Here is a 24,245-nt window from a genome sequence, read left to right as displayed (position 1 = left end):
ATTTTCCTTGATTCTGACCTTAAACGCCAGCTTTGACGTGTGCTGCCTCTGTAATTTTCTTAGATCGAGTCAGCAGACTGCTGCGCAAAGTATGATTCATGATAGAACTGGCTGATGCGGGACAAAATTTCATGCTTTTGCATCGCGCAGTTGCCTTTTTCACCAGAGGGCATGGCTGCAATGGTTTGCACCAATTTCTGAATGTAGATATTGCAGTCTACAAAATGCGGTTCCAGTGTAAGTAAATAGGCAGATTGCGCAACTTGCAGATAATCATAAGGTTCAACTTCTGCCAGCTGAGCCAGATCGATCAGCATGTCTTTATCTGTTTGAGACAGGCGGAAACGCTTATTCTGCTCTTGCTTCTCTGTGATTTTCGGTTCTTTTATTTTTAAAAAGTTTAAAAATAAGCGGTTTTCAGGATTCAGAAAGCGGGCAGACTGAATTTCAATTTCAGGCTGCGACGGCAGGCTGATAAAAAATAAAATTTGGTCAATGTCTAAACCATAGGAGTCAACCAGCGCTTCTTTAGCTTGCTTAAAGGCATTCAGCAGTACATCTAAGTTGTTGTGCGCATCGATGCTTGGCGTGTCTAGAAGAGGATTGCCAAAACTGTGCTGTGACTTGAAATAGTCAGACAGAATAAACTTGAATTTCGTCAGGCCAGAGTCTAAAGATGGGCTTGAGCGGTAGCGCCATTTTCGGACATTCCATTGGTCTTTAGGCGCAAGATACTGTTTGCGGTCTTCTTCTTCTGAAAAAATACTGCGTTTGGTCGATACCGCTAAATAGTCAATCAGCATGTATTTGTTAAAGACCAATGTGCAGGCGTAGATCTCGTCTTCATAATAATAATCATAGAGCTGGTAAAACTCTTGGATCAGCGCATTTTTTAGAATATCGATATGTTCAATCATAATATTTTATTTTCTTTTGCGGGCATGCTTGCACATGCCGGATTATTTTTAAGTTTTAGTGTGATGCAGCGGGTATTTTAAAAATTAGGCTTGTAGTCGAAGTTTTGAGCGGCTGCTGCATCGCGAAATGGACGGATGGCTTTTTTGCTCAGTGTCATGGTGTTCACAATGTTGTTTGGAAATATCTGAATGTGGTTGTTAAATAACTCGACATTGCGGTTAAAAATCGTAATCGCCGCACCGACATTTTCATTTTGTTCTTCAATTTCACCCATCATTTTGAGATAGATTTCATTGGCTTTTAATTCAGGGTAATTTTCAACGACAACATTGAGGCTGTGCATCAGTTCTTTATTTAAAGATTCAATGCGCTGCAGCTGAGAGACGTCTGTATTTTTCAGGTTTAAATTTAAAATGTTTTGGCGCAGTTCAGTCACTTTTTCCAAAGTGCCTTTTTCGAAGCTGGAGTACTGTTCGACCAGCGGCTGCAAGCCATCTAAAATTTTAATTTTTTGGCGTTCATACGTGGCGACATCTGACCAAGCGCGGATGGTCGCATTATGGTGACGCACAATGTTGTTGCGGATCACGATGCAGGCAATGGCCGCAGCGCAGATCAGCAGGAAGAAGATCAATAAACCCATAGACTTATAACCCCGTTGAATAAGCCGTTATCATTTTAAAAACAGCAGCAAATCGCGCTGTAAATTTTCTAATGCAATTAATTTAAATGTTCTGAGATGTCCGCGCAATTCAGAAATGTCATGTATAGACTTTGCTCTGCTGCTGATTTGAAACAAATCCTGAGAACCAATATAACATAGCATTTTGTTATGCGGATGGAATAATAAATCGCCCTCACGCTGCTGGAAAAAGTCTGCAATACGCAGCACAAATCCTGGCGTTAACAGTTTAGCGGTATTCATTTCATCGCTGCCATAAAACTTTAGGCGCTGATTGATTTGAATGTCGCTGCTATTCCAGGGGTAACTGTATGGATAATAAAACTTTTTATTGCTGGAAGTAATGGCTAAGCCTTGGGTTTCAACATCAAAAATGAATACGCCCCACAGGTCTTTATGCACTTCTTTAACTTTGGTTTCGTTGCCGTCTTTGTCGCGCATGCGGATTTCAGACGCATAGTGATATTGAAACACCATCACTTGATGCAGCTGCCCATTTTCATCTGTCCAGACGGTGCTGGCAAAGCGGGTGATGTCATTGGACAAACTGCCCTGATTGAAAACAGGGAACAGCTGTTTCAGCTGGGCAATAAAATGCAATGTATTCAGCGGTACGCCAATGTGCTGCGGCTGCCGGTTAAAAGACAGCTGGTATTTATGGCCGATGCTTAAATTTTCTAGGTGTTCAATGACTTCATCAATTGGCTGCTGCTGTTCATAGCTCAGGTAGGCCCAGCCTATAATGAGCAGTCCTGCCAACAGGCAAAGCTGAGACCAGATATTTTCAGGCGCAATCCATAGCGGCAGAAAAAACAGCAGGCCAATGCAGCCTTGCAGCCAAGGCAGCACATTTTCAAAACGCAGTGTAATAGGCGCATTCCAAGGATGCAGGCCGTCTAAAATAGATTGATAGTCTGGCGCAGAGCGGCCGAGATCCCATAGCCGGGCAATGTTCTGAAAAACAATGTCATTTTTTTTCCTGCGGATGTGGAAAGAATGTTTTACGGCATCAATCGGCATGGGAAGTCTTTTTTATTATGTGTTGATATTGTCAATCAGCATGGCATCGCCATAGCTGAAAAAGCGGTATTTGCTGTCTACGGCATGGCGGTAGGCATTTAGAATATTATCGCGGTTTGACAGCGCGGATACCAGCATCAGCAGAGTAGATTCCGGTAAATGGAAGTTGGTAATCAGGCGGTCTACCACTTTGAACTGATAGCCTGGATAAATGAAAATTTGAGTATCGCCAGTCCAGCCTTTCAGTTCGCCGCCGTTGGCTTGCGCTGCGCTTTCTGTTGCGCGGGTCGCTGTCGTGCCTACAGCAATGACTTTATTGCCGCGCGCTTTAGTTTCACGGATTAGTGCCATGGACTCATCTGATACATCACACCATTCGCTGTGCATAATGTGGTTTTCAATGTCTGCTGTACGTACAGGCAGGAATGTGCCTGCACCGACATGCAGTGTGACAAACGTTTTGTTAATGCCTTTGGCTTCGAGTTTTTGCAGTAAGTCTTCATCAAAATGCAGACTGGCTGTAGGAGCTGCCACAGATGCTAATTTGGCTGGGTCGTTGAATACTGTTTGATAGCGAACAGTGTCGATGTCTTCCGCTTCACGGTTGAAGTAAGGCGGAATTGGCAGCGCGCCGTATTTGTCCAAGACATCTAAAATAGGCTGTGAAAATTCGATAATAAATAAATTTTCATGGCGGCCTTTCACCGTAACTTTTACTTCGTCAGGGCCGATAAATAGTTCAGCACCTTCTTTTGGTGTGTTGCTGGCTTTGACATGACAGTGAGCAATAAATTTATCCATCATGCGTTCAACAAGCACTTCGACTGCGCCGCCTGTTGCGCGTTTGCCTTTCAGGCGCGCTTTCATCACTTTTGTATCGTTCAGTACCAGTAAGTCACCAGGTTCCAGCAGTTCTAAAATGTCTGTGAAATGGCGGTCGCGGTATTGGCCGGCAGTATCTAAATGCAGCAGGCGTGAAGCTGTACGGGTTTCAAGAGGAAAGCGAGCAATCAGCTCATCTGGGAGATCAAAACTGAAATCAGAAAGTTGCATGAGAAATGTTTAAAACAGTCGGGGATAAAATTGTGCTTAGTATATGCTTTTTTCTGTTTTTAGGCTGATTTTGCTTAATTTTAAGTCGAAAAAATAATGTTTGTTTTAAAAATAACCAAAAAATAATCTTGTATGTTGACTCTGTTGAGAAACAGCGTATTATAGCCCTCATCCACTCCCGAGGTGGTGAAATTGGTAGACGCGGCGGACTCAAAATCCGCTGTCAGAGATGACGTGTCGGTTCGAGTCCGACCCTCGGGACCAGAATTTAGAATAGAAATATTCTCAAAAGCCCCGAAGCCTTTATATGACAAGGTTTCGGGGCTTTTTCGTTTCCGGCGTTTGGGTTTTTTTCAGGTATTTTCGGGTAATTTCAGGTATAAGTTTCCACACATTTTCCACATTTTAAATATGTGTTTTTTTAATCTAAGTTATTGGGTTTGCTAAATTTTATGAGCTTATCTATTTATCAGCAAAAAAATGGAAGCTGGAGAGCTGATTTAGAAGCCTATGGCCAAAGAAAAAGTAAGGTTCTTAAATCTAAGGCTGAAGCTAAAAAATGGTCAGAAATCCAAGAGCGTGAATTCTTTTTAAACTTTTCAACTGACCAAGCGCTTAATAGAGATATTGTCATCACTGTTCATGAAGCATTGAGCAGATATGCAAAAGAAGTATCTTTTTATAAAAAAACCGCAAAAAAAGAGATCCAGCGCATAAGGTATTATCAAAATCATTTACCGTATGTTGATTGGCCACTAGCTCATTATAAATCTGAGTTTTTGAAGCAATGGGAAAACTCAGTTATGAATAGATCCATTAAGCCGCTCAAGGCTTCTAGCATTTTGAGAGACTATTCGACACTATCCGCTTTCTTTAACTGGTGCAGAAAAGATAAAAATTGGATTGATTTTAATCCCGTGGAAAATGTACGTAAGCCCAAAAAGCCGCCGCATCGTGAAAGACGGACTGAGCTGGAAGAATTGCAAGCTATTTTGGCTGCTTTAAAATATTTGCCAGGATCTGTACCTGAAACAAAGATGCAAGAAGTTGGTTTAATTTGGCTTATTGCAATGGCTACAGGGATGCGGTCGGGTGAAATAGTAAATAGGCCGCTGGATGAGGTTTTTCTGCAGAAACGATATATTCTTTTGCCAAATACCAAAAATGGCACATCTAGAAAAGTTCCGCTGGACGATTTTGCGCTGCAGCTATGGACATTGGCCACTAAGATTGAAAGAAAGTCATCTTTAAAAGTTTTCACAATCAATGATTCTTCAAGGGATACTTTATTTAGGAAAGCCCGGAAGCAAGCGGGGTTGGAAGGTGCCGATATCACATTTCATGATTCACGGCATGAAGCTGCAAGTTTAATGGCCAGACGCGTAAAAAATGCATTAACGCTGTGCAAAATTTTTGGCTGGAAGGATCCTAAACAGGCTTTGATTTATTACAACCCTACGAATGATGAAATTTTAGAAGAATTAAATATGTCGTCCGGGTTAAGTAAACTAATGTCGTAAAAAAGCCACCTTTTGGTGGCTTCTTTTAATGATACTGGAGTGTTTTTTTATCAAAGGCCATGCCAAAATCTATGACATCTTTTGCTTTCCAGCGAGAAACTGTTCGTTCGCCATCTTTGGAGGTTGGCAGCTGCCGGCTTGGCGGGAAGTATGGGTTTGAGATGATATTTTTCTTTGTATAGTCTTCTGAATAATTAAAATATTTAGCAATATCTTTTTCGCTCCATAGTTGATGCTCGATAGGTAACACCAATTTTGCGTCAAGATGCTTCATTATTTTTAATAGGGTCTTTTCTAAAATAGTTTCATTCATCACGCTACCTGCTGATCTTTATATTGATCGATCGTTTCATTCAGACTTTTGATACCTTCTAGCCCGCTTTTACGAATGACTCTTTTTACAAAGTTAAATTCTTTTAGACAGTTATAGTCGGTGAAACCTGTCCAACACGTCAGCTTTGCATCACTGCGGACACGATCGAAGCCTACTGGGACTTCGGTAAGAATGATTTCATTGAGTTCATCATTGATACCACGCCAGCGAGTTTTTAAACCATGGCCACGGTCGACCGCTAATTTGCTGCCGAACTTGAACTCGTTAAAGTTCATTTTTGGCATTTGAAACTGCACCGGTACAGTCATGACTTCATCCGTTTCTGGATTGTAATAATGACTGTCTATGCCAAGATGCCATTCCTGGTCTAATGGAATCAGGATGTTTTTAAGGCAGATAATCAGGTCACCGTGGTACACAGAATAAGCGACATGCTCCGGAGTCATTTCTGTGTCTTCTAGATTGTTCTCTTCGCGGTGGTTTTCAACAACAGTATTCACCTCGTCAACACAAAACGTCATGCTGAGTTCATATGGCCCAGAGGCCGCCAGCAGTTGCTGGCGATGGGTTTCAGCAGCACGTTTGGCTTTTAGTGCTAAAAATTTATTTTTATTCATGGGTTTTTTCCAAGCATTAAAATTAGAGAGGAAATCAGGCAAGAAAAGACCAGGTTCAAAAACAGGGCATTTTTAAAGTTGAAATTCATAGGTTTTGCTCCTGAGGTTCTTTAATTTCTTCAATGCGGTAGTAGGTTGTACAAGCGCATCGAGGGCAAACCAATTCATTTCCATAGCAGCCATATTTGTTGGATGGCTTTTTGACACGCTCGCTTTCAAGATGCTTGTTTCTGCAACGGCAGCATTTAACTAAATAATCAGCCATGGTTTATGCTCCTAAAACTGCAGTACTTGGAATGTTGGCCAACATTGAAAATTGACGATTAGCCCAGCGTTTGCGGTGTTCTATTTCGTATTCAGAAAGTTGCACTAAAGAACTCAATTGAGCTGTGAACTTACGACGCTTACGATTGGTACAAACGTGCGGCAGTTTTTTATTTGCTTTGAAAAAGTTTGGGTGGATCTGCTCTGGTGTTAAAACTGCATTGGATAAGTAAGGCCCATTTAGCATGACTGAACCTCCAGTTTTACTGGCTCGAATTCAAATGCATCATCGTCAACATAATTGTCGAAATTCAGTTTTGTAATTTCAAAAGATTCATGCCCCCAACCTTCTTCATGAAAAATTGAGTTGATTCCCCAATTTGAAGCATGATCCGAACTGACAACGTCTTTCCCTCCATAGCAAGCCCAAAAAACTTTTCGGCCGATCATTTTTAAAATGACAGCAACGATATCGCCATTATTTTTTTTGAGCCGGTATTCACTGTTTGACCAAAAATTATTGTGTTCATGAAGTTCTTCATCTGTACATTTGATGACGATGGTAAATTCTAGATCACAAGTAAATTCATGAACTGAGTCTAATTTCACGTTATAAGTACGTGGTTCACACTGCAGATAAGCTGGAATTTCCGCTTGTGGTGTTTCTACGTTAGAATCGTTTTGCATAATTGCTCTCCAGTAGTTGTGTGACACATACAGAAGTGGCCGCTTCTGTATGTGTGCTTGAGTTACAGCTGTTGAAATAACTGTCTGTAGTAAATTTGGTTATCAATATCCAAACCTAATTTTTCAAATAATCGGCTTTTGTTTTCGTGGTCAAGTTGATCGAGTGCCCATGCAAATGTTTGATATTTATTATCCATTTCAGATAATCGATTGATTTTGGACTGAACGTATCCAGTATCATTCGGAAACTCTTCTTGGAGTACTTCAATAATTTTTTGACCTACATAATCAAGGTCTTGCTTGTTTGACATAGTTTTTTCCTTTTTTAAATGGGACTAGTGTTGTTGGTAAGGGTTGGTGAATATCCAGCACTTGACGTTACGCTCACTAATTTCTAAAACACTGGTGTCGTCTTTTGCTGGATGATTTTTAGTTTTTACTTGTTTGTTCAATTCAATGAACTTGTATTTGCGGCTTGAGCGCAAAAGGGTGCGCATATCGTTGATGTCAGGCAGAGACTGAAACTTTCGAGCTGCAGCTTGATAGACTTCATTCAGGTTGATAGCAACATGACTTGGGTCTTTATCGTAGTAATAATTAAGATTGAAAATGCCAGTACGGGATGAGTTGATGTACTCGAAGGCTTCCCAGAATTGCTTCACAAAAATATGGTCATCAGAAATATCTTCCATGCGTTTCAAAGCCATCTGCTCGAGCATTTCATGGCTGTTAACAATTTCTTCAAGATCAATAACATCATTTAAGACATGCTTTGCCAGCGCTTCAATCATGGCTGCAACTTGTGCATGGCAAAGCGCAATACGCGTGTGTGTAATACCGCACTGGTGATAAAGCTTTTCAATTTCGTGGCATTTTTCAAAGAAGGTCTTTAGAATTTTTTCTTCATTGATCAGGCAATGAGTCATGAAGCGGTTCGCATCATCAAATTCAATGCCATACAATTTGTTGGCAATCATTTTCTTTTCGTATGTATGGCCTTTCATATCGACGATAATTTGCAGCGTACGACTTAGAATCGCTTCAGACGCTTGCATTGGATCGTTTTGGCTGATCATGATAGAACCGCGGAAAGGCGGTTCATAGGTTTCATTCCCCGATGTTTTTAAGCCGCGGCTACGGATATTCTGACCATTGAAGGCATCCTTCAGCTCATCCCAATCAAATTTTTGTTTTTGCTGTTTGTCGCCAGATTTACGGTCACCTTCAAGAAATACAATCGGCAGATTTGAGACCTGAGCCATGCTGCGGTGAACTGCCACCATAGATGAACTATTTGGGTTAATTCCTTCTTTGCGATCGTTCCTGCCAGAAAGTCTCCATAGGAAATCAATGTACGATGATTTTCCTGATCCAGCTTGGCCAACGTATTCTAGAAATGGATAAGAGCTATGAACTTCACGGATTTGCTCAGCAAAATATGATCCAGCCCACCATGCTAAAATGATAAGTCCTTTTTCACCGTTAATTTTATAATTATCCTGCCACCAGTGAGGTCGAAAAGGCTCTTTATTTAATGTGATAACTGGCGTAGCCGCCAAAGTTTTCAGTTCATTTTTTCCTGCATTGAAATAGTCATTATTATTAATGTGGATAAGTTTGCCTTTATACACAGCATGATTTTTGAATAGGTACGTTGAATATTCTTTGCTGTAGCCTATGTAATCAGTCGTTTTGACTTCTTTTAAGCGCTCAGGATTAATTTCATTTTTTAAAATAGTCTGCAGCTGTTTATCAGATCCAGTCCACCAGACTCCGGGAGAGATATCGAGCAGGCGGTTGGTAAAGTTTGCTTTCGAAGTCAGCTCTGCTGATGTAAATGTTTCCTTGATGATGTCACGATGGCCACGCTGTATTTTGAAATAATACCAAGCCTCGTTTGTCGCAATATTACGCTGAAAATAGAGGCCTTTTAGTATTGCATCACAGATCATTTCAACGTTGCTGACTTTTTTTGTTGCTTCTATTTTTGCTTCTTCGCTGGAATCGGCAAGTTGCAGCTGAATGTCATATTCAGTTTGAAACTTGTCACTGTTCAGTGTGAACCAGTAGGTTTTGTAGTGATGGATAAAGTAAAAGCTGTTTTTATCATTAAACATGTGAATGAGCAGTGCAGCTTCACGCGGTGTTTTTGCAACATGCACCTGCCCAAAATGTTTGTAGCGTTTGATTTGTGCCTGATCTTTTAATAAATCCCGTTCGTAGAGGTCATTCCAGTCTAAGTCGTATTCATTATTTGAAGAAATAGGCAGAGCAGCGCTGGATTCCCAGCCTTCTTTTACTGCCCGGTTATGAAATTCAATGGCTGCATCTTTGCCGGCGATATCATTATCAAAGGCCCATACTAGAGCGGGCAGCTTTTTTAAGCCTAATTCTTCTGACCGCTTTTTAATTTGTGCAAGCAGCTGAGTTGGATAATTGTTTGATGATAGTGTTGCTGCTGATGTCAAACAGCTAAAACTGAGTGCAATGCTATTGAAGATGCCCTCAGTTATCCAGACCTCTTTAGAAATACAGAGATCATCGAATTTATCGTGATATGTCCAATACAGCCCTGTAATTTTTCCTGAGATATTTGCTTTTTGGCGACCAAAACGTTCAGGCCTGTCAATTAAGCGCTCCCAAAATATACCTTCTGCAATTTTAAAGCGGACCGTCGCACTGACTTGACCAGGATATTTATATTCGTTGTGGAAAGCTTCTTGAGTGTATTTTCCAGCCAATTTTTTAGTATCAAAACCGCGTGCTTCTTTTATATAAGCATCTGCAGCAGCATGCGGATTATCAGATGACTTTGGATAATCTTTCGACCAATCTTTAAATAAGTCTTCACAGATATCTTTGATGTGTTCTTCGTAACCGCATTTGTTTATACGCCCACATTTTACAACACGTGGATTTTCCGCATGTACGTATAACTCTTTTTCAGAGCATTTAGGACATACGCCTTCGCGCAGCCACGTACCTCGTTGTTTAAATTTGAATGACTTATTCAAATAATCGACTATTCGGTGTTGCATGCTCATGTTTTAGGCCTTAAAGCAGTTTAATTTGTTTCAAGCGTTGGCGGTAAATAGTTGCTCGGGTTAAGTCAATTGTTGAAGAATGGAATAGTGCAGAGATGAATCCTTCTATATAGACTTTTTGTGCTTCATTAATTTCAAGCTGGGTTTCGATACTGGCCAAATGATGTTCCAGCTCTACTTCCCATTGGCGCTTGTGAAGCGGCAGCCCAGTCACAATTGCAGGATCTGGATTAATACTGTTTTGAATTGGGCGAACCATTTCTAAGCTTGCTGCAAAACTGGCAAGGCACTGATCATTCCGACAAGAAACAATTAATTCGTGCAGCAGCGGGGAGGGCTTTTTTCTACTGGATACATGCATTCGGATGCCGCAATGCGGACAGTAAAAGCCAATTGATTTACTCATGCGTACCTCTGTGTTGAATTAAGTAATTGTTGCTCCCGACGCCAAATACTTAACTTTTCTTACGAAATAAGAAATTGCAAAGAAATGTAAATGAAACCCTGCAAATCTGTGATTGGCTGAAAAGGTGTGCCTTAAGATGATTTTGTTTCTTGAGATGATTTGTCCAGTTCAGCTTCAACTAGGCTTTTAATCCATTCGTTCAGTGACATGTTGACCTTCGCTGCTTCAATGCGGGCAAGGCGACGGTTTTCTGGTGTAGTGCGAAAGCTGATCTGTACTTCTTTTTGAGACTCTTGAGTCGCCATGTTTGTTTCCTTTTGAAGCCACAGTTATTAAACTGTGGTGAATAAAGAACTTTGTTAAAATGGTAATAAGCAAAGCAATATTATCCCAATTGGGATAATTAATATATGGATTTATCCCAAATGGTAAATGAGAATAACGATCAAAGAGGCGAACGCCTTCGTCAGGAACGATCACGCTTAGATCTGTCGCAAAAAGATTTTGCTGCGTTATTTGGTAAAAAAAACATGGCTGTAATGCGCTACGAGAAAGGTGAGCGCGTTATGGGGCAGGAGGATTTAGAAGCACTGCATAAAGCAGGTGTGGACGTTTGGTATTTGATCACTGGTGAGCGTACGCAGCCTGATCTGCTTTCTGATGAAGCTAAAGAGTTACTGAAGTATTGGGATCAGGTCGATCTTGAGCAGCGACAGACGCTAATGACTTTGGTGAGAAATTTTGCAGAGAGTTTTGGGAAAAATAAGATTGATTAATTGGCTTTAATTATTAAAACTAAATCTGATAAACTCTTAACAAATAAAGCAATTTAACATTGTTAAGAGTTTTGGTATGGATAAATTAAAATTAATTGAAGAATTAACTGAACTACAAGTGCGATTAAATACTGAAGTTCGTCAGGCTCATGCTCAAGATTCATCATTGGGAGAAGAGCGTTTACAGTCTTGGTTCCGGGCTGCAAAAAAAATATTGAATCCTTACTCCGCTGATTTGTATCAAAAGCTTGTGAAAAAACCTATTATTCCTATGATTTTTTCAGCTTATGATTATTCTGCTTTAAATGATTTTGATGAAAATACTCGAGAACCACTATGTGCATTTATTGATTCGTTAATTCGGGATATTGAGAATGATGAATTTGAATGGATTGAGGAAAAAGTTGTTAAACCTAAAAATATTGAAAATAAAAGCTTATTGAAAAAAGCTTTTATTGTTCATGGGCATGATAATGCAACTAAAGAAAGAACTGCTCGATATTTAGAAAAGTTAGGATTTGAAGCAGTAATTTTGCATGAACAAGCTAGTGGTGGAAAAACGATCATTGAGAAATTGGAACACTATACTGATGTTGGATTTTGTATAGTTTTATATACCCCTGATGATGAAGGATCTGTAAAAGATAAAAAAGACTATAAGCCCCGTGCTCGGCAAAATGTTGTTTTTGAACATGGTTTATTGATTGGGAAATTAGGTAGAAATCGTGTTTTCCCATTAGTTACTGATCATAGTGTTGAATTACCTGGTGACATCAACGGCATGGTTTATTTATCTGATAGTAGCTGGGAACTTCAGCTAGCTAAAGAAATTAGAGGAATAGGATTTGAAGTCGATATGAATAAAGTTATTTAAAAGTAAGCCCTCCTAAGAGGGCTTTTTTATTACTCTTTATCTACAGCTTTTTGAATCTGCCGTACCTGTTCCTGAATAATAAATAATGTCGCAGCCACCGACTCTCCAGTTAAAGATTCACAGCTTTCCGTAGACTCAATGAGTAAAGATAAGTGTCGATCTAATAACGATAATCTTGCTTGGATATCCATCTTATTCCCCTAGGAACGGTTAAAACCGTTATTTATCAGGTCGGTCAGTTCATTGAAGAATTGCCAGCTTTTTTCTGTATTTTCTAATATCAAAATGGCCTGAACAGCACAAATAGAAAGGTTGTAGGTCTCATGCTGCTCATTGAAATGGTAGTCGATATCTTCACGAAGGCGAGACCAGCTAATGTTGGTTTCAACAAAAGTTTTATAGGAAACATCGGTTTCCAGTAAGCGGTACAAATGCTTTGAACTGATAAAGAATTTACGCTTCTTCGTACTTGGCTCTTGTAGGCGCATAACATGCTTTTCAATACCCATGATCAGTCCCTCGTAAAAATTCGGTTGGTAATATTTGTTCAGGCGTGTGCCATTGCCACCTGTTGACGTTTAGCCGTGTTGGTGCTGAAGCGGTATAGGTAATTATTTTTCGGGTCTTGTTAAGCCACTGGTGCAGCCGTGGATCGTTATGGGCAATATCCAGTTTGTACTGGCGAAGCTGCAAATACAGTGAGCGATAGTCGCTATGAAAGACTGATAAATCTTCTTTTGTTGCAGCAGGGTGGATCGGAGTATTCGTCCCTTTGATTGGCTCAGCAGGAGGCGGAGTACCAGGATCTTTTTTAGTTGGCTGCGATATGCCAATGTTAAAGAGCTGCTTTAGTTTTTTATAGTTGATGGTGTAGTAATTCACCCGCATAGACTTAATTTTTGAAAGCTTATTGATCTCGATTAAGCCGAGTTCCTTGAGTTTGGCCACAGCTCTTTTGATGGTCGAAACGCTGAATAAACCAAGTGTCGACTGCCATTCTTCAAAGGTATGAAACCACCACTTACGATTTTGGTGGACAGTAAGGTTTTTCTTCTGCTTGTACTTGCGTGTTTCGCTGATGAGGAAATGCAATTTCTGTAAGAACGTGGCTGCAGCCGTCCCCAGCTCTTTAGCGAGCTGAGGGGATGCAATGAGGGGATATTCTTGATGTTGAAGGAGGATATTTTTCATTATCTAGTCCCTCGGTAAGTTTCAACGTAGCAAGCCTTGCAGCGGCCAGTCCACTGTTGAACACCACGTTTGAAGCCATTTTTATAAAAGAAATCTTCGTCCAGCGGGTAATACTCACCACACAATGGACATAGCTTTTCATGGCCTAGTTCTGTGTAGATGTGGATCATTCGTGGCTACCTCCTGAAATGAAGGTAACAATCAAAATGACAAAAAATATGAATGCGATAATTGACGGGTGTACAAATAATTTGAATGAGCGAGAAGCAGGATATTTTTGTTGGGCAGTTTGATTTGTTAAAACGTGCTGCAGCACTTCACGTGGGTGAATTGGACCAATAAATTCAGGGTGCAGGCGTGTGCGAACAGGATGCACACTTTTTGAAGAAGTGTTCATGTTTAAGTCCTTGTGAGTAAGTATTAAACCCACCAGCATCCTTCCTACGGGATGGTGGCAGACTAAGCAGGGTGTAGGAATACCGCTCACAAGGTTGCGGCCAGCACGAAGCTGCCCTGCCTAGCCTACCATTACGGATAGACCTAAACAGTCAGGCAAAAAAAATGCCGCATAAGCGACTTTGATTTGCGCCTTGTGATATTACAACAGGTTCCTACGCCTGCTCACAGATTTTGCTGTGATTTTCAGAATATAACTTTGTTGAATTGTGGAGTCAAGATAGAATCTACGCAAATTATTTTTCATGGGGGTGAAAATGTTTGAATTAATTGTGATTTTATTTGTTGTATGGTGTATCTACTGTTTTGCTACGGGTAAATTTAAACCAGAAAATCAAGCAAAAAACAAAGAAGAATTAAGAGAAGCTTTGAAAAAACTATTTCCTCAAACTGCTGTAAAGACAGAGACCGATTCTATAAAAAAACTTAATCCGAGCAATCAGGATTATGTAATTCATTATGAAGACTTTAAACAAAATTTTTCATTCAGAACCATTACGATCAATCGGCTGTATAAAGAAAATAGGCATTGGTATGTTGATGCATATTGCCATAGTGCTGGTGACGACCGAACTTTCAGAGTTGACAGAATTCAAAGTCTAGTGACGGAAAAGAATAATTTCACCTTGACCAATACCAATGAAATTTTAAGTTATTTGAAAAAATATTTTTAGCATTCTTTTATAACTCTATTCTTTATTCTATTTATATATAGAAGAAAAGTTCTTTTTGATACAATGCTTTGGCTCATTGTGAGCTAATGGATCGGGTCATGTTGGAACGATGCATGGGGGCAGCTTGGATGAATGTGTTATGACGCAAACAGCAGAGTTATTGACTGAAGACAATAACTCGAAATTTATAGAAATAATTGATACATATCAATTGATAGCTATACAACTAATTGATATTTTTAAATCTTTAAATGAAAAAGAAGAAAATTTTTATAGAGAATTAAATCCTAGAATTATAAATAACTTGATACAAGAAAGTAGATATTTTTCTGATAATTTGTTTAAGTTTATAAGACTTGAAGAAAATAAAAAGTATTTATTTTTAAGTGTAGGTGGTAATACATTAATAAATAGATTGGAAAGATTATTTTTAGTCTTTTCACGCCATGATGAAATACTCATGGGTGAAAGAAGTAGAGTTATGCGAATAGATAATAACTTACATAGCTTTTTTTCTTGGTTTAAAATTTATGAAGATTTAGTCTCAAAACAAAAGGAATCAGATAAATTAGTAAGTGAATTAACCAGTAGTGTTAATCAAGCAAAAAATCAAGCAAAAAATTTAGAAACAGCAATTCAAGCTATAAATGGGCAAGAAGCAGAAATTATTTATTCAAGTGCAAGTATTAAATTCGTAGATAGTGCTAGAAAATATGAAGTACTTTTTTATCTCATATTAGGTGGGGCAGTATTATTTACTACTGTACATTTATGTTATGTACCTTTCAAAAGTAATGAAGTTAATTTTATACTTGTAAAAATTTTAACTTTTTCACTTGTCTTAACCTTAGGGACAATTTTTTTACGTAAGGCTGCTCATCTTCGAAAGCTCTCTGACCAAGCCCAGCAGACCTCATTGGAACTAAAAGCATTACCGCTATATTTAAAGAATGTAGATACAGAACATCATTCTGAAATTTATAAAGAGTTGACCGGAAAATATTTCGGAAAAGATGTAGATCAAACGCAAAATGATAAAATTGGTGATTTGATGAAAGATCAGCTTGCTGCTGGTACTGAGTTGATTAAGGCAAGTGCTGAGTTGGTGAAAGCGAAGAGTAGCTCTACACCGCCTACGTAATGTTAGGACAAAGAATATTCAAAGCTCTCCAGTGGAGGGCTTTTTTAAGACCTAGTCATAAAATTAAGATCAACTTTGTTATTTGAAAAACTTTGTGAAAATGATATAAAGATACTAATTTTAAAAAAGGTATAAATAAGTGTCTGATTTGAAAATTTTTCTCAGTTATTGTCATGAAGATGAAGATACTAAAAATAAATTACTAAAGTATTTAAAGCCTGTATTAAAAGGCCATAATGTAGAGCTTTGGCACGATAGTGAAATACTTACAGGGGAAAGTCTACAAAGGTCGATACAACAAGCGTTAAGTGAAAGCACTATCTTCATATGCTTAATTAGCTCTGACTATCTAGCATCAAACTATTGTATAGATGTTGAGTTAAAACATGCCTTAGATCAGCACAAAATTGGTAAAGCAAATATTTTTCCTATTATTGCTCGTAAATGTTCATGGACACACACAATTTTTTATGATTTAAAGTGTCAGCCAAAGGATGCCTTACCTATAGTCAAATGGCCTGATGAAGATGATGTTTTTACTGATATTGCAGATGAGTTAGCTAAGGTTTTAAAGTCCTTGGATACTGATAATCAAAAAAAAAAGCAAATTTAAATCCTGTTCCTTTTGATATTGTAAATTCTAATTCAGAATTAGAATCATATTTAAATAATCTTGGAGTGACTATTAGGCACTCCAAGAAAGACTATGTAAGCCTTGATGATATCTTTGTCTATCCAGATATTAAATGTCTGGATGGTGATTTAACGATAAAAAAATATAAGTGGACTGTAAAAGAGATTGTAAATAAATATAACTATATCTATTTTTTAGGTAGTGAAGAGTGTGGAAAAACTACACTTATGAAGAAATTAGCAATGGATTGCTTAGAAGAAGGTTTTAACTCTATTGTTTTAGATGCTTCTGAATTAAACAATATTGATCTAAATATCCTTGTTTCAGGGTTTAATAAAAAATATGGTTTAAATGTTTCGTTAGAGGACTCTAATAATGTTCTTTTTATTGATAATTTTTCAAAACAGAGATTTAAAGATAGCTATTTAGATAAATTTTTAAAAGAAGTAACTGAAAAGTTTAAAAAAGTTTATATTTTTGTTGATAAAAATAGTTTTTATACAGGTAGTAGTAAGTATCTTAAATTTAATTTTCAGGATGTGGAAATACTAAATTTTGGATATTCTAAAAGGAATGAGCTTTATAAAAAATGGTACAGTATTGGTGAGGATGTAGATTTTATTCAAACTGACAACAACTTTTATTCTAAAATTGATGCATTATCTACCCATTTTGATGCTCTGATGAAAAAGAATGTAATGGATTCTCGTCCTATTTATATTTTGACGATTATTCAGACTTTAGAAAATATGAGTAATAATAATAGTTATCAGTTAACGTCATATGGCCAATGTTATTATGTTTTATTAACAGGTATGTTAAAAAGAGCTAATATTTCATTAACCAATGATTTAGATGGTTTTTTGAATTTTTTATCATTTTTAGCCTATTATCTATATCAAAGTAATCTAGAGTCATTGTCTAACGAAGATTTTTTTGAAGTAATAAAAATTTATGATGCTAAATACATTGCACCTAAAAATATTAAAGAAGTTTTACTTGATTCAGGAATATTAATTACCCCAGATAATGATTCTCTACAATTTTCTCAGAAATATTTATATTATTTTTGTTGTGCTAAGTATTTGTCTGATAATGCAACTGATTTATCTCATGAAATAACATTAATATGTAAGAATATGCATAATGAAAATAAAGCTAATATTTTAATATTTTTGGTTCATCATTTGAGATCTACTGATATTTTGCAAGAAATACTGAGTCATGCTATATGTTTGATGGATGGAACAAAACCTTTCGAAATGAGTTTAAAATCATATACTGATTTTAAGAGCTTATTAGGGGATGAAATTCAAAAAATAGTTTTTGAAGATAAAAACTCAGAAGAACAACGTAAAATAATGTTTGATAAAATGGATCAATTAGATGAACAGATGGAAGATCCAGACTTTTTTGATATTTCTATTGATGAAAAAGATTTAGATATAACAAAAAATGAACTTGAACAAAGGATTGATTTTGAATTGTTTCAGCAATCAACATCATCAATTAGAAGTATTGAGGTGCTAGGACAAATCGCAAAAAACCGTCACTCATCAATTAATAGAAGTGATTTAAATGATATTCTAATGGTAGCGTATGATAACGGGTTAAAAGTATTAAATTTTTATTTAAGTATCTTTAAAGATACAGAAAAAGATTTAAAAGATTTTATAAAATCTATTATTGCTGATAAAAAGCAGGTATCGCCTGATGACGCAAAAAAGATGGCAGAAAAAGTAATACACCAAATTTGCTTTAGTGTGTGTTTGTATATAATTCAGTTGATTTCAAAATCTACTGCACATACGCAACTTCTTAAAATATCAGAGAATCTAACGGAAAATAAAGGTTCACCAGCCTATTATTTGGTGGATTTATATTCTAGATTAATTATATCTAAAGAGTTACCTAAATCGTTAATTAAGAAAATCAAACAAGAAAATTATGGAAATTCACTTGTTTATTCTTTACTCCAGCAATTAGTGATTGGGCACTTATATTTGCATAATGTTGATTATAAGGATAAACAGTGGATACAAGATCATCTTGAAATTAAGGTCGCTGATCAACTAAGAGCGGCTAGTAATACAGCTCTGAAGCAATTAAATTAGATTCAATTAATTTATTTTTGCCTCTAAATTTAATATAGTAGTCAACCCGCCACTTTTAGCATAGCTATGAGTGGCTTTTTCAACAATCCATTTCAGCTTATCTACCTCAGTCTTAAAGCCTTCTAATTTGATTGGAGACTCAGTACTGATCTCAGGTAGTCCATAGGCCAAATTAATGCTGAATTTCGCCATTTGACGCTTAATCTCAGCCATCTTTGCAGCACTGGCACGTTCTGCTTCAGCTTTATTGGAAAACGTCCCTTTTAAGTGTTTGACCTTGCCTTTATCTCCAGCCACTACCTTTTCACGTTTGGCTTTGCCTGTATCCTGATAACTGGCTGATACACCCGTATGGTCAGACTCACGATCCTGCTCACTGTAACGGAATTGGTCGCCACTGTTCCTGGTCAAAGTGATCGTCGGTAAATCTTTACCTGAAGCGGTTTTGGCACTGCCTGCGGTAAAGATTAAAAGACGATCTTTTTTCACCGCCATCTCTGCACCATTTTGTTTGGCCAGCCGCTGCAGCAGGTTGAGATCAGACTCATTGGTTTGGTCAATATGGCTTAAAGAAATCGCCTTCAGAGCTGCTGTCATGACCAAAGTTAGTTCATGGTTTTGCGCGATTTCAGTCGCAATTTCTCCAAAGGTTTTGCGGTGGTAAGACTTAGACTTGGCTTCTTTGATGTTGCTTTTAAAATTTGCACTGGATGCCTTAATGGTGATCTGATCGGGTGTACCTGACCATTCAGTCTCATCGACAATAAAGTCGCCTTTATCGTGTAAGCCTTCGCCCTTAAAACCCATTTGACAATTGAGACGTACACCACGTTTGGGCAACTCTAATGCGCCATCGGAATCATCTAAAACAATACTCAGTTCATCTGCTTCATTGGCGCGGTTATCTGTCACAGTAACGCTTAAAATGCGCTTAGAAATAATCGAATTTAAAGGCTTATTGTTTGCTGTGATAATGCAGACTGGAGTTTTAATCATGCCGCACCTTCATTTGCAGGAGCAGATTGAGTTTCTACCCGCTCATCATCAACACGGCTCAACTTGAGGGTGTAATCCACCTTACGCGGGACACCGTTGTCCATCAAAATGGATTTGGTTTCGTCGATGTTGTCGATGACAAAGACACCATATAAATAACCTGAGCCATCCATCAACACATAGCCTTGTCCTGTGTCGGCCATGCTTGCCAATTCATCCAGCGCAAAGCGTGTACCGAAGCCATATTCTTCATAAATGAGACCAGGCAAAGTTACAGTATCTGCACCTGCACCAGTGAACTGCTTTTTCGCACGTCCATTGGCCACGGCATTTTCGGCATAGCTCCATGAGCGTTGGCGTTGGATCTCTTGAAAGGCCAATGTACTGGTTTGAAAAATGAATTGTCCTAAACTCATCAACATGATTGTCCCCTTAATCTTTGTCGCTATAGCTGCGGACATTGCTTGGCTGCTGCATGCGCTGCGCCTTGGCTACTTCCATTGCCACCAATTGTGCTAACGCATTTTCATCCATACCCGGTGCAGCATAAATATTAAAAATTTGCTGCACTGGAGCTGCTGTTGCCGAGACATTTTTGGTACTGGCTGAAATAGATGGACGTTGGTCAAAACTGAAAGCACTGGTATCAAAAAAGCCCAACATATCCTGACTTGCTGTGCCGATTGCATTGCTGGCCAGATGGCTATTGTTTGAGATCCCGTTCGCCAAACCTTGCATGTTGTATGCCCCCAACTGCGTAAAAACACGGGAAGGGGAGTGGATGCCAAAAGCACCTTTTACTGTATTGGTGACTTGGGCTGCAGCAGCTTTGGCTTTGCCAATCACACCCGCAATGCCATTACTGATTCCGTTGGCCAGTCCTTGCATGAGCATTTGGCCAAAGCCTGTGAAAGTGCTTGGCAATTGCACCCCAAAGTAATTCATCACTGCAGCAAAGGCGCGATAAAACAGTCCGATCGGAGACCAATTGATAATGGTTGCACTGATATTTGTTATGCCACTGCTAAAGAATGTTTTAATCTTTTGCCATAGTTGAGATGCACCATTTGCAATGCTGTCAAATAGAGGTGCAAATAATTCTTTAATCGCTCCCCAATTTTGGTAGACGGTAAATGCTAGGACTGCTAATGCTGTAATTAAGGCAATAATGGGATGTGCTCTAGCAAGAACAAATAAAACTTTGAGTCCTGAGCCGATCCATTTCAAAGCGCCATATACGCCACTCAGCATTTTAATGAGTCCTAGCCCTTTAACTCCAAGTACACCAAAAGTCAGACGTAGTAAAGCCATTGGGCCGAGTAGGGTCACCAATGCAAGGGATAGCGCACTAAAGGTGGCTAAAAGAATGACAATAATTGCGATGGTTTTCATAATTGTGTTAGAAAGTTCAGGATTCGCTTTTGACCACTTTCCAATACTCTCAGAAACATCGGTTAACCATAAAACTACTTGCTTAATTTCTGGTGCAAGTGCAGCGCCAAAGTTAACCATAGCACTGGTAAATGTACCTGAAGCCGCATCCCATAAATTTTTTAATGTGCCGAGCTGCTCATTAACACGTTTCTGCAGATCCGCCTGAGCCTTCATTTTTGCTAATGTTTCATCATAGCCAGCCTTGCCTTTATCAATCAAAAGATTAAGTGCATTAATCGTGTCCCCATCCTCGCCAAACATATCTGATAAGATCGGTAGCCTTTCTTCAGTGGTTAGGCCTTTGAGTTTTTCAAGCTGCTTGAACATATTGTCCAGTCCACCGAACTCACCTTTACCGTCGGTGAAATTCATTGAAAACTTGGAGCCTTTAAGGGCTTTTTTAATGCCTTTGCTGTCCATCATCGATGCAAAAATTTTACTGTAGGCGTTACCTGCAGTCTCTCCAGCCTGTGCTGCTTGGTCTGCCATGATAAGTAAAGGAGCTACAGCTTTTGCTCCTTCTAAACCCTCGGCTTTAATGGTTTTCATGCCTGCTGAGATTTTAGAAAAACCTTGCAGCATGTTGGTGGAGTCGACACCCAAGTAATACGATCGCTGAATCGTATCCATTAAACTGAGCATGTCTTTTTCTGAGGTTTTGGTGGCATCCTGCATTTTTGCTGCAAACTCGGCAGCATCTTCAAAAGGCATTTTCAGTTGTACGGCCAAATAGCCCGCAGCCTGACCAACACCGCCAAGAATGGCTTTATAGCTGATACCTTGCTGGACGAGCTTAGCCATCATTAATTGGAAGTCTGCTGTTGTACCAGGAAGCTGTGTGCCTAACTTATTGGCCAGTTCATTGATGGCTGTAAATTCTTTGGCCACTTGGCCATTCGATTGCATCATGGAGACTTTTAACGTCGTCGCTGCATCTTCGGCTTCAGCAAAAGCTTTGATAGGGACACCTAAAGCACCCGCACCGACTGCAGCTGCAGCACCTGCACGTACTCCAGTATCAGAAACTTTGCCAATCAAGTCCTGTGCATTTTTATGTTGCTGAACGAGGTCATTAAGCCGTTTTTGACTTGCAGCCTGTTTATCGAGTTGAGTTTTTTTGCGCTGTAAAGCTTGGGTTGCTATATCTACTTTGGCCTTTAAGTCACGTTCATCACGACTCAAGGATTTGGTACTGATACCTGCTTGATTTAAGCCCGTACGAAGCATTTGCAATTGCCGCAGCTGATCTTGCTCTGCCTGTTTTAAATCCTTAACCGTTTGTTTGGCTTTTTCAAATTCTTTGGTCATTGCCCGAGTCGGTTTGGCAACGTTGGCATGCTCTTGAGCAAGTTGAGCAACTGTCTGCTGTGCCGATTCTAAGTCCTTTTTAGTGCCTTTCAGCGCACTGGATAAACGACGGAAAGATGTGATATCAGATTGAGACTTGCTCAATTTATTTAATTCTTCACGTTGGGTACGCAAGGCATCAGAGGTCTTTTCACTCGAACCCATGATGTCTTTAAGTGGGGCAGTGGCTTTGTCCACCAGTTCTAACATGGCTTTTAGGCTAATTTGACTCATTTGCTTTCTGTTTCCCAACGTGCCCGCGCACGTTCATGCCATTCCATCAATTCATCCAGTTCATAGTCATCGCAGTCAGCGGGTGTCCAATGGAACACCACGGCTAAATCTGCAATGACTTCATCGGTACTTATTGGAAGTCTTCGTCCTCGGCTTTCACAAAAAAACCAATCACTTCCTTTGACAGCTTGGTGAGATCCGAAGGTGCCAGTTCATAAACGTCATTTTCAGTCATGGTTGGCGTGGTAATGCGTGGAGCCAGTTTTGCCAAAGTGTCGACGTCCAGTTGCAGCACGTTCACCAATGTCAGTCCACGAAGGGCACGGGTTTTGGGTTTACGGATCACAATTTCGGTGATGGTCTGTTCACCGCGTTTAAAGCCTTCATCAAAAGTGATGGTGCGGAGGTTTGGGTCTTGAATTGCGTCTTGGTTTTGTTGCTGTACTTCAGGTGTCATGTCATGTGCTCATTATAAATATGGGGGAGGGAATGCCTGGTCTTATAGACCAAGCAATGCTTTGATGCTTTGTGCTAAATTTGTTTCACCGAAACGCTCAACACCATTAATGAAGTCCAGTTCCACTTCGACTGCACCATCCACTTCCATGCGGTAATAGGTATAGTTGTAAGACATTTTGATTTCAGTCTTTTCGCCATTTTTTGAGTCACCCGGATCAATTTCAATCGCCTGGCCACGGGTATAAATTTCCACGATCTGCGATGTGCAATTGTCTTGACGCTCATACATCCCAACAAAACGAACAGGCAGATCAGAAGTGCCACAGACACCCAGCTGGCGGTATTGTTTGACATCAAAGCCTGCATAAACCACTTCACCTTCAAGCTTTTCATAGCCAAACGACAAAGCGATATCACCAATCATGCCTGCACCACGAAAGTCCTCGGTTTTTTTGGTAATTTTTGGAATGGTGACGCTTTCTGCGACACCTGCCCATGAGTGTGTATCTATAAACACATTAAAATTTTTCAAAACACGTGGAAGCATTGCATCCCGCTCCTGTACGTTATGCCGCGTTATTAATTAGCTGACCAAAGTCGACCAAATAACGGTCGGTAATACGCTGGTTTAGCCCTAAATTTTCCAGTGTTGGAACTGGGGTGTAGTCATAATCAATCCACATTAAGCCTTGCGACAGGCCTTCCGTTGTATTTTCAGCTGGGTCATACCAAACGGAGGCACCAATCAAATGCTTAGCATTTACATTCTCAGTTAACTTGGCATTAATTGAATCAATAATGTCTTTAGCCAAAAAAGGCGTTAGAGGCTGATCAACGAATGGAAAACAGCCGTTAATGATGGTGTCCAACAAGAACTGTGCAGTTCGAGTCGCCACTTCAAAAGCAAAGCGCGGATCATCAGAACAATTGCGATTACCCCAAAAGCGTGGGCCATTGTGAAAAATCATTGTTGTGATGTCATTGCTGTTGAGATAGCCTGCATCGGTATCAGGATCTTCTAAATCCCATGTAATCGGCTGACTGATTCCTGTCGGGCCAGTGACAGCAATATTTGAAAGTGATTTATGCCAGCCGACCTTTTTATCAGTCTCGGCACGCAGCGCCGCTGCAACGACGACAGCTGTTAAAATGCCTGATCCATATACAAGATTCATGCTTCATCCTCCTCATTTGTACCTAAAAATACATTGCCGCTTGTCCATTCTGGCCAAATGAGTTCAATTTCACGGAAAGCCAGTTGTTTACGAAAAGCAGCAACAGACTCAGCGGTCGGAAGCGTTTCTCCAGTCTCGTCGCGTGGAGTGATGTATGCATATGCGCGGAGCTTTTTACAAATAGCACCGAGTGCA

The 24,245-nt window shown here is 39.3% G+C and carries 32 protein-coding genes, 1 tRNA gene and 1 pseudogene; 8 read left to right on the top strand and 26 right to left on the bottom strand.

What is annotated here, in order from left to right:
• Positions 1-59: 59 nt before the first annotated feature.
• The 4 genes from D7V32_RS11275 to queA all read right to left on the bottom strand — a co-directional run bounded on the left by D7V32_RS11275 (position 60) and on the right by queA (position 3,673).
• Positions 60-917 (bottom strand): DUF4303 domain-containing protein, encoded by an 858-nt coding sequence (locus tag D7V32_RS11275; protein ID WP_120402975.1) that lies wholly within the window; start codon positions 915-917, stop codon positions 60-62.
• 77 nt (positions 918-994) lie between these two features.
• Positions 995-1,561, bottom strand: a complete 567-nt coding sequence (locus D7V32_RS11270; protein ID WP_120402974.1) for a LemA family protein — start codon at positions 1,559-1,561, stop codon at positions 995-997.
• A gap of 30 nt (positions 1,562-1,591) precedes the next feature.
• Complete coding sequence (locus D7V32_RS11265; RefSeq protein ID WP_120402973.1) at positions 1,592-2,620, bottom strand: hypothetical protein; 1,029 nt, start codon at positions 2,618-2,620, stop codon at positions 1,592-1,594.
• Positions 2,621-2,635: 15 nt separating this feature from the next.
• Positions 2,636-3,673: a tRNA preQ1(34) S-adenosylmethionine ribosyltransferase-isomerase QueA gene (gene queA / locus D7V32_RS11260; protein WP_120402972.1), complete on the bottom strand. Its 1,038-nt coding sequence runs from the start codon at positions 3,671-3,673 to the stop codon at positions 2,636-2,638.
• A 177-nt stretch (positions 3,674-3,850) separates the two neighbouring features.
• Here queA and D7V32_RS11255 point away from each other — a divergent pair.
• Both D7V32_RS11255 and D7V32_RS11250 read left to right on the top strand, forming a co-directional pair.
• Positions 3,851-3,937, top strand: a tRNA-Leu gene (locus tag D7V32_RS11255).
• Positions 3,938-4,125: 188 nt separating this feature from the next.
• Positions 4,126-5,193, top strand: a complete 1,068-nt coding sequence (locus tag D7V32_RS11250; protein ID WP_120402971.1) for a tyrosine-type recombinase/integrase — start codon at positions 4,126-4,128, stop codon at positions 5,191-5,193.
• 25 nt (positions 5,194-5,218) lie between these two features.
• Here D7V32_RS11250 and D7V32_RS11245 read toward each other — a convergent pair whose 3' ends face one another.
• The 9 genes from D7V32_RS11245 to D7V32_RS17315 all read right to left on the bottom strand — a co-directional run bounded on the left by D7V32_RS11245 (position 5,219) and on the right by D7V32_RS17315 (position 10,850).
• Entirely contained in the window at positions 5,219-5,506 is a 288-nt protein-coding gene (locus D7V32_RS11245; protein WP_120402970.1) for a hypothetical protein, read from the bottom strand.
• A complete protein-coding gene (locus D7V32_RS11240; protein WP_228200211.1) occupies positions 5,506-6,144 on the bottom strand; it encodes a hypothetical protein in 639 nt (212 codons plus the stop codon). The genes D7V32_RS11245 and D7V32_RS11240 overlap by 1 nt, the downstream gene beginning before the upstream one ends.
• An 85-nt stretch (positions 6,145-6,229) precedes the next feature.
• Complete coding sequence (locus tag D7V32_RS11235; protein WP_120402969.1) at positions 6,230-6,409, bottom strand: hypothetical protein; 180 nt, start codon at positions 6,407-6,409, stop codon at positions 6,230-6,232.
• A 3-nt stretch (positions 6,410-6,412) separates the two neighbouring features.
• Positions 6,413-6,655, bottom strand: coding sequence for a hypothetical protein (locus tag D7V32_RS11230; RefSeq protein WP_120402968.1), 243 nt, complete (start codon positions 6,653-6,655; stop codon positions 6,413-6,415).
• Positions 6,649-7,095, bottom strand: a complete 447-nt coding sequence (locus D7V32_RS11225; protein ID WP_120402967.1) for a DUF2528 family protein — start codon at positions 7,093-7,095, stop codon at positions 6,649-6,651. The genes D7V32_RS11230 and D7V32_RS11225 overlap by 7 nt, the downstream gene beginning before the upstream one ends.
• Positions 7,096-7,157: 62 nt before the next feature.
• Positions 7,158-7,406: a hypothetical protein gene (locus D7V32_RS11220; protein WP_120402966.1), complete on the bottom strand. Its 249-nt coding sequence runs from the start codon at positions 7,404-7,406 to the stop codon at positions 7,158-7,160.
• A gap of 24 nt (positions 7,407-7,430) precedes the next feature.
• On the bottom strand, positions 7,431-10,139 hold the full coding sequence (locus D7V32_RS11215; RefSeq protein ID WP_120402965.1) for a toprim domain-containing protein: 2,709 nt from the start codon (positions 10,137-10,139) through the stop codon (positions 7,431-7,433).
• A 10-nt stretch (positions 10,140-10,149) separates the two neighbouring features.
• Positions 10,150-10,545: an ogr/Delta-like zinc finger family protein gene (locus tag D7V32_RS11210; protein WP_120402964.1), complete on the bottom strand. Its 396-nt coding sequence runs from the start codon at positions 10,543-10,545 to the stop codon at positions 10,150-10,152.
• 131 nt (positions 10,546-10,676) lie between these two features.
• A complete protein-coding gene (locus D7V32_RS17315; RefSeq protein WP_171407645.1) occupies positions 10,677-10,850 on the bottom strand; it encodes a hypothetical protein in 174 nt (57 codons plus the stop codon).
• A gap of 105 nt (positions 10,851-10,955) precedes the next feature.
• On the opposite strand from D7V32_RS17315, the gene D7V32_RS11205 reads away from it, so the two are divergent.
• Positions 10,956-11,321, top strand: coding sequence for a helix-turn-helix domain-containing protein (locus tag D7V32_RS11205; RefSeq protein WP_120402963.1), 366 nt, complete (start codon positions 10,956-10,958; stop codon positions 11,319-11,321).
• Positions 11,322-11,397: 76 nt separating this feature from the next.
• A complete protein-coding gene (locus tag D7V32_RS11200; RefSeq protein WP_120402962.1) occupies positions 11,398-12,195 on the top strand; it encodes a TIR domain-containing protein in 798 nt (265 codons plus the stop codon).
• Between the two features lie 29 nt (positions 12,196-12,224).
• Here the strand turns inward: D7V32_RS11200 and D7V32_RS17310 are convergent, their stop codons facing one another.
• From D7V32_RS17310 to D7V32_RS11185, 5 genes are read right to left on the bottom strand one after another with little or no spacing between them, the layout of a single operon-like run.
• Entirely contained in the window at positions 12,225-12,386 is a 162-nt protein-coding gene (locus tag D7V32_RS17310; protein ID WP_171407644.1) for a hypothetical protein, read from the bottom strand.
• A gap of 9 nt (positions 12,387-12,395) precedes the next feature.
• Positions 12,396-12,704, bottom strand: a complete 309-nt coding sequence (locus tag D7V32_RS11195; protein ID WP_120402961.1) for a hypothetical protein — start codon at positions 12,702-12,704, stop codon at positions 12,396-12,398.
• Positions 12,694-13,386 (bottom strand): hypothetical protein, encoded by a 693-nt coding sequence (locus D7V32_RS11190; RefSeq protein WP_120402960.1) that lies wholly within the window; start codon positions 13,384-13,386, stop codon positions 12,694-12,696. The genes D7V32_RS11195 and D7V32_RS11190 overlap by 11 nt, the downstream gene beginning before the upstream one ends.
• The gene (locus D7V32_RS17305; RefSeq protein WP_171407643.1) at positions 13,386-13,556 is read right to left on the bottom strand and encodes a hypothetical protein; all 171 of its coding nucleotides are present in this window, start codon (positions 13,554-13,556) and stop codon (positions 13,386-13,388) included. Before D7V32_RS17305 ends, D7V32_RS11190 begins: the two co-directional genes overlap by 1 nt.
• Positions 13,553-13,783: a hypothetical protein gene (locus D7V32_RS11185; protein ID WP_120402959.1), complete on the bottom strand. Its 231-nt coding sequence runs from the start codon at positions 13,781-13,783 to the stop codon at positions 13,553-13,555. The genes D7V32_RS17305 and D7V32_RS11185 overlap by 4 nt, the downstream gene beginning before the upstream one ends.
• A 316-nt stretch (positions 13,784-14,099) precedes the next feature.
• Here D7V32_RS11185 and D7V32_RS11180 point away from each other — a divergent pair, with 316 nt between their 5' ends.
• The 4 genes from D7V32_RS11180 to D7V32_RS11165 all read left to right on the top strand — a co-directional run bounded on the left by D7V32_RS11180 (position 14,100) and on the right by D7V32_RS11165 (position 18,405).
• Positions 14,100-14,516 (top strand): WYL domain-containing protein, encoded by a 417-nt coding sequence (locus D7V32_RS11180; protein WP_171407642.1) that lies wholly within the window; start codon positions 14,100-14,102, stop codon positions 14,514-14,516.
• 139 nt (positions 14,517-14,655) lie between these two features.
• Complete coding sequence (locus D7V32_RS11175) at positions 14,656-15,657, top strand: hypothetical protein (protein WP_147394222.1); 1,002 nt, start codon at positions 14,656-14,658, stop codon at positions 15,655-15,657.
• 139 nt (positions 15,658-15,796) lie between these two features.
• Positions 15,797-16,270 carry a toll/interleukin-1 receptor domain-containing protein gene (locus D7V32_RS11170; RefSeq protein WP_120402956.1) on the top strand — a complete coding sequence of 158 codons (474 nt, stop codon included), beginning with the start codon at positions 15,797-15,799 and terminating at the stop codon, positions 16,268-16,270.
• Between the two features lie 65 nt (positions 16,271-16,335).
• Positions 16,336-18,405, top strand: a complete 2,070-nt coding sequence (locus tag D7V32_RS11165; protein ID WP_120402955.1) for an NACHT domain-containing protein — start codon at positions 16,336-16,338, stop codon at positions 18,403-18,405.
• A gap of 6 nt (positions 18,406-18,411) precedes the next feature.
• Here the strand turns inward: D7V32_RS11165 and D7V32_RS11160 are convergent, their stop codons facing one another.
• From D7V32_RS11160 to D7V32_RS11125, 8 genes and pseudogenes are all read right to left on the bottom strand, one after another.
• Positions 18,412-19,401, bottom strand: a complete 990-nt coding sequence (locus D7V32_RS11160) for a contractile injection system protein, VgrG/Pvc8 family (protein WP_120402954.1) — start codon at positions 19,399-19,401, stop codon at positions 18,412-18,414.
• The gene (locus D7V32_RS11155) at positions 19,398-19,823 is read right to left on the bottom strand and encodes a phage tail protein (RefSeq protein ID WP_120402953.1); all 426 of its coding nucleotides are present in this window, start codon (positions 19,821-19,823) and stop codon (positions 19,398-19,400) included. The genes D7V32_RS11160 and D7V32_RS11155 overlap by 4 nt, the downstream gene beginning before the upstream one ends.
• A gap of 10 nt (positions 19,824-19,833) precedes the next feature.
• Complete coding sequence (locus tag D7V32_RS11150) at positions 19,834-22,416, bottom strand: phage tail tape measure protein (RefSeq protein ID WP_120402952.1); 2,583 nt, start codon at positions 22,414-22,416, stop codon at positions 19,834-19,836.
• Positions 22,413-22,532 carry a GpE family phage tail protein gene (locus D7V32_RS11145; protein ID WP_120402951.1) on the bottom strand — a complete coding sequence of 40 codons (120 nt, stop codon included), beginning with the start codon at positions 22,530-22,532 and terminating at the stop codon, positions 22,413-22,415. The genes D7V32_RS11150 and D7V32_RS11145 overlap by 4 nt, the downstream gene beginning before the upstream one ends.
• Before the next feature lie 14 nt (positions 22,533-22,546).
• Positions 22,547-22,873, bottom strand: a complete 327-nt coding sequence (locus tag D7V32_RS11140; RefSeq protein ID WP_120402950.1) for a phage tail assembly protein — start codon at positions 22,871-22,873, stop codon at positions 22,547-22,549.
• A 42-nt stretch (positions 22,874-22,915) separates the two neighbouring features.
• Positions 22,916-23,422 (bottom strand): phage major tail tube protein, encoded by a 507-nt coding sequence (locus tag D7V32_RS11135; RefSeq protein WP_120402949.1) that lies wholly within the window; start codon positions 23,420-23,422, stop codon positions 22,916-22,918.
• Positions 23,423-23,441: 19 nt separating this feature from the next.
• Complete coding sequence (locus D7V32_RS11130; RefSeq protein WP_120402948.1) at positions 23,442-24,050, bottom strand: phage tail sheath subtilisin-like domain-containing protein; 609 nt, start codon at positions 24,048-24,050, stop codon at positions 23,442-23,444.
• Positions 24,047-24,245 (bottom strand): annotated as a pseudogene (locus tag D7V32_RS11125) (hypothetical protein); the annotation flags it as partial. The pseudogene D7V32_RS11125 and the gene D7V32_RS11130, both read right to left, overlap by 4 nt.

The organism is Acinetobacter tianfuensis, assembly GCF_003611465.1.
Lineage (GTDB): Bacteria > Pseudomonadota > Gammaproteobacteria > Pseudomonadales > Moraxellaceae > Acinetobacter > Acinetobacter tianfuensis.
The sequence above is the reverse complement of the archived record's forward strand: the minus strand, read 5'-3'. Positions and strand labels throughout refer to the sequence as shown.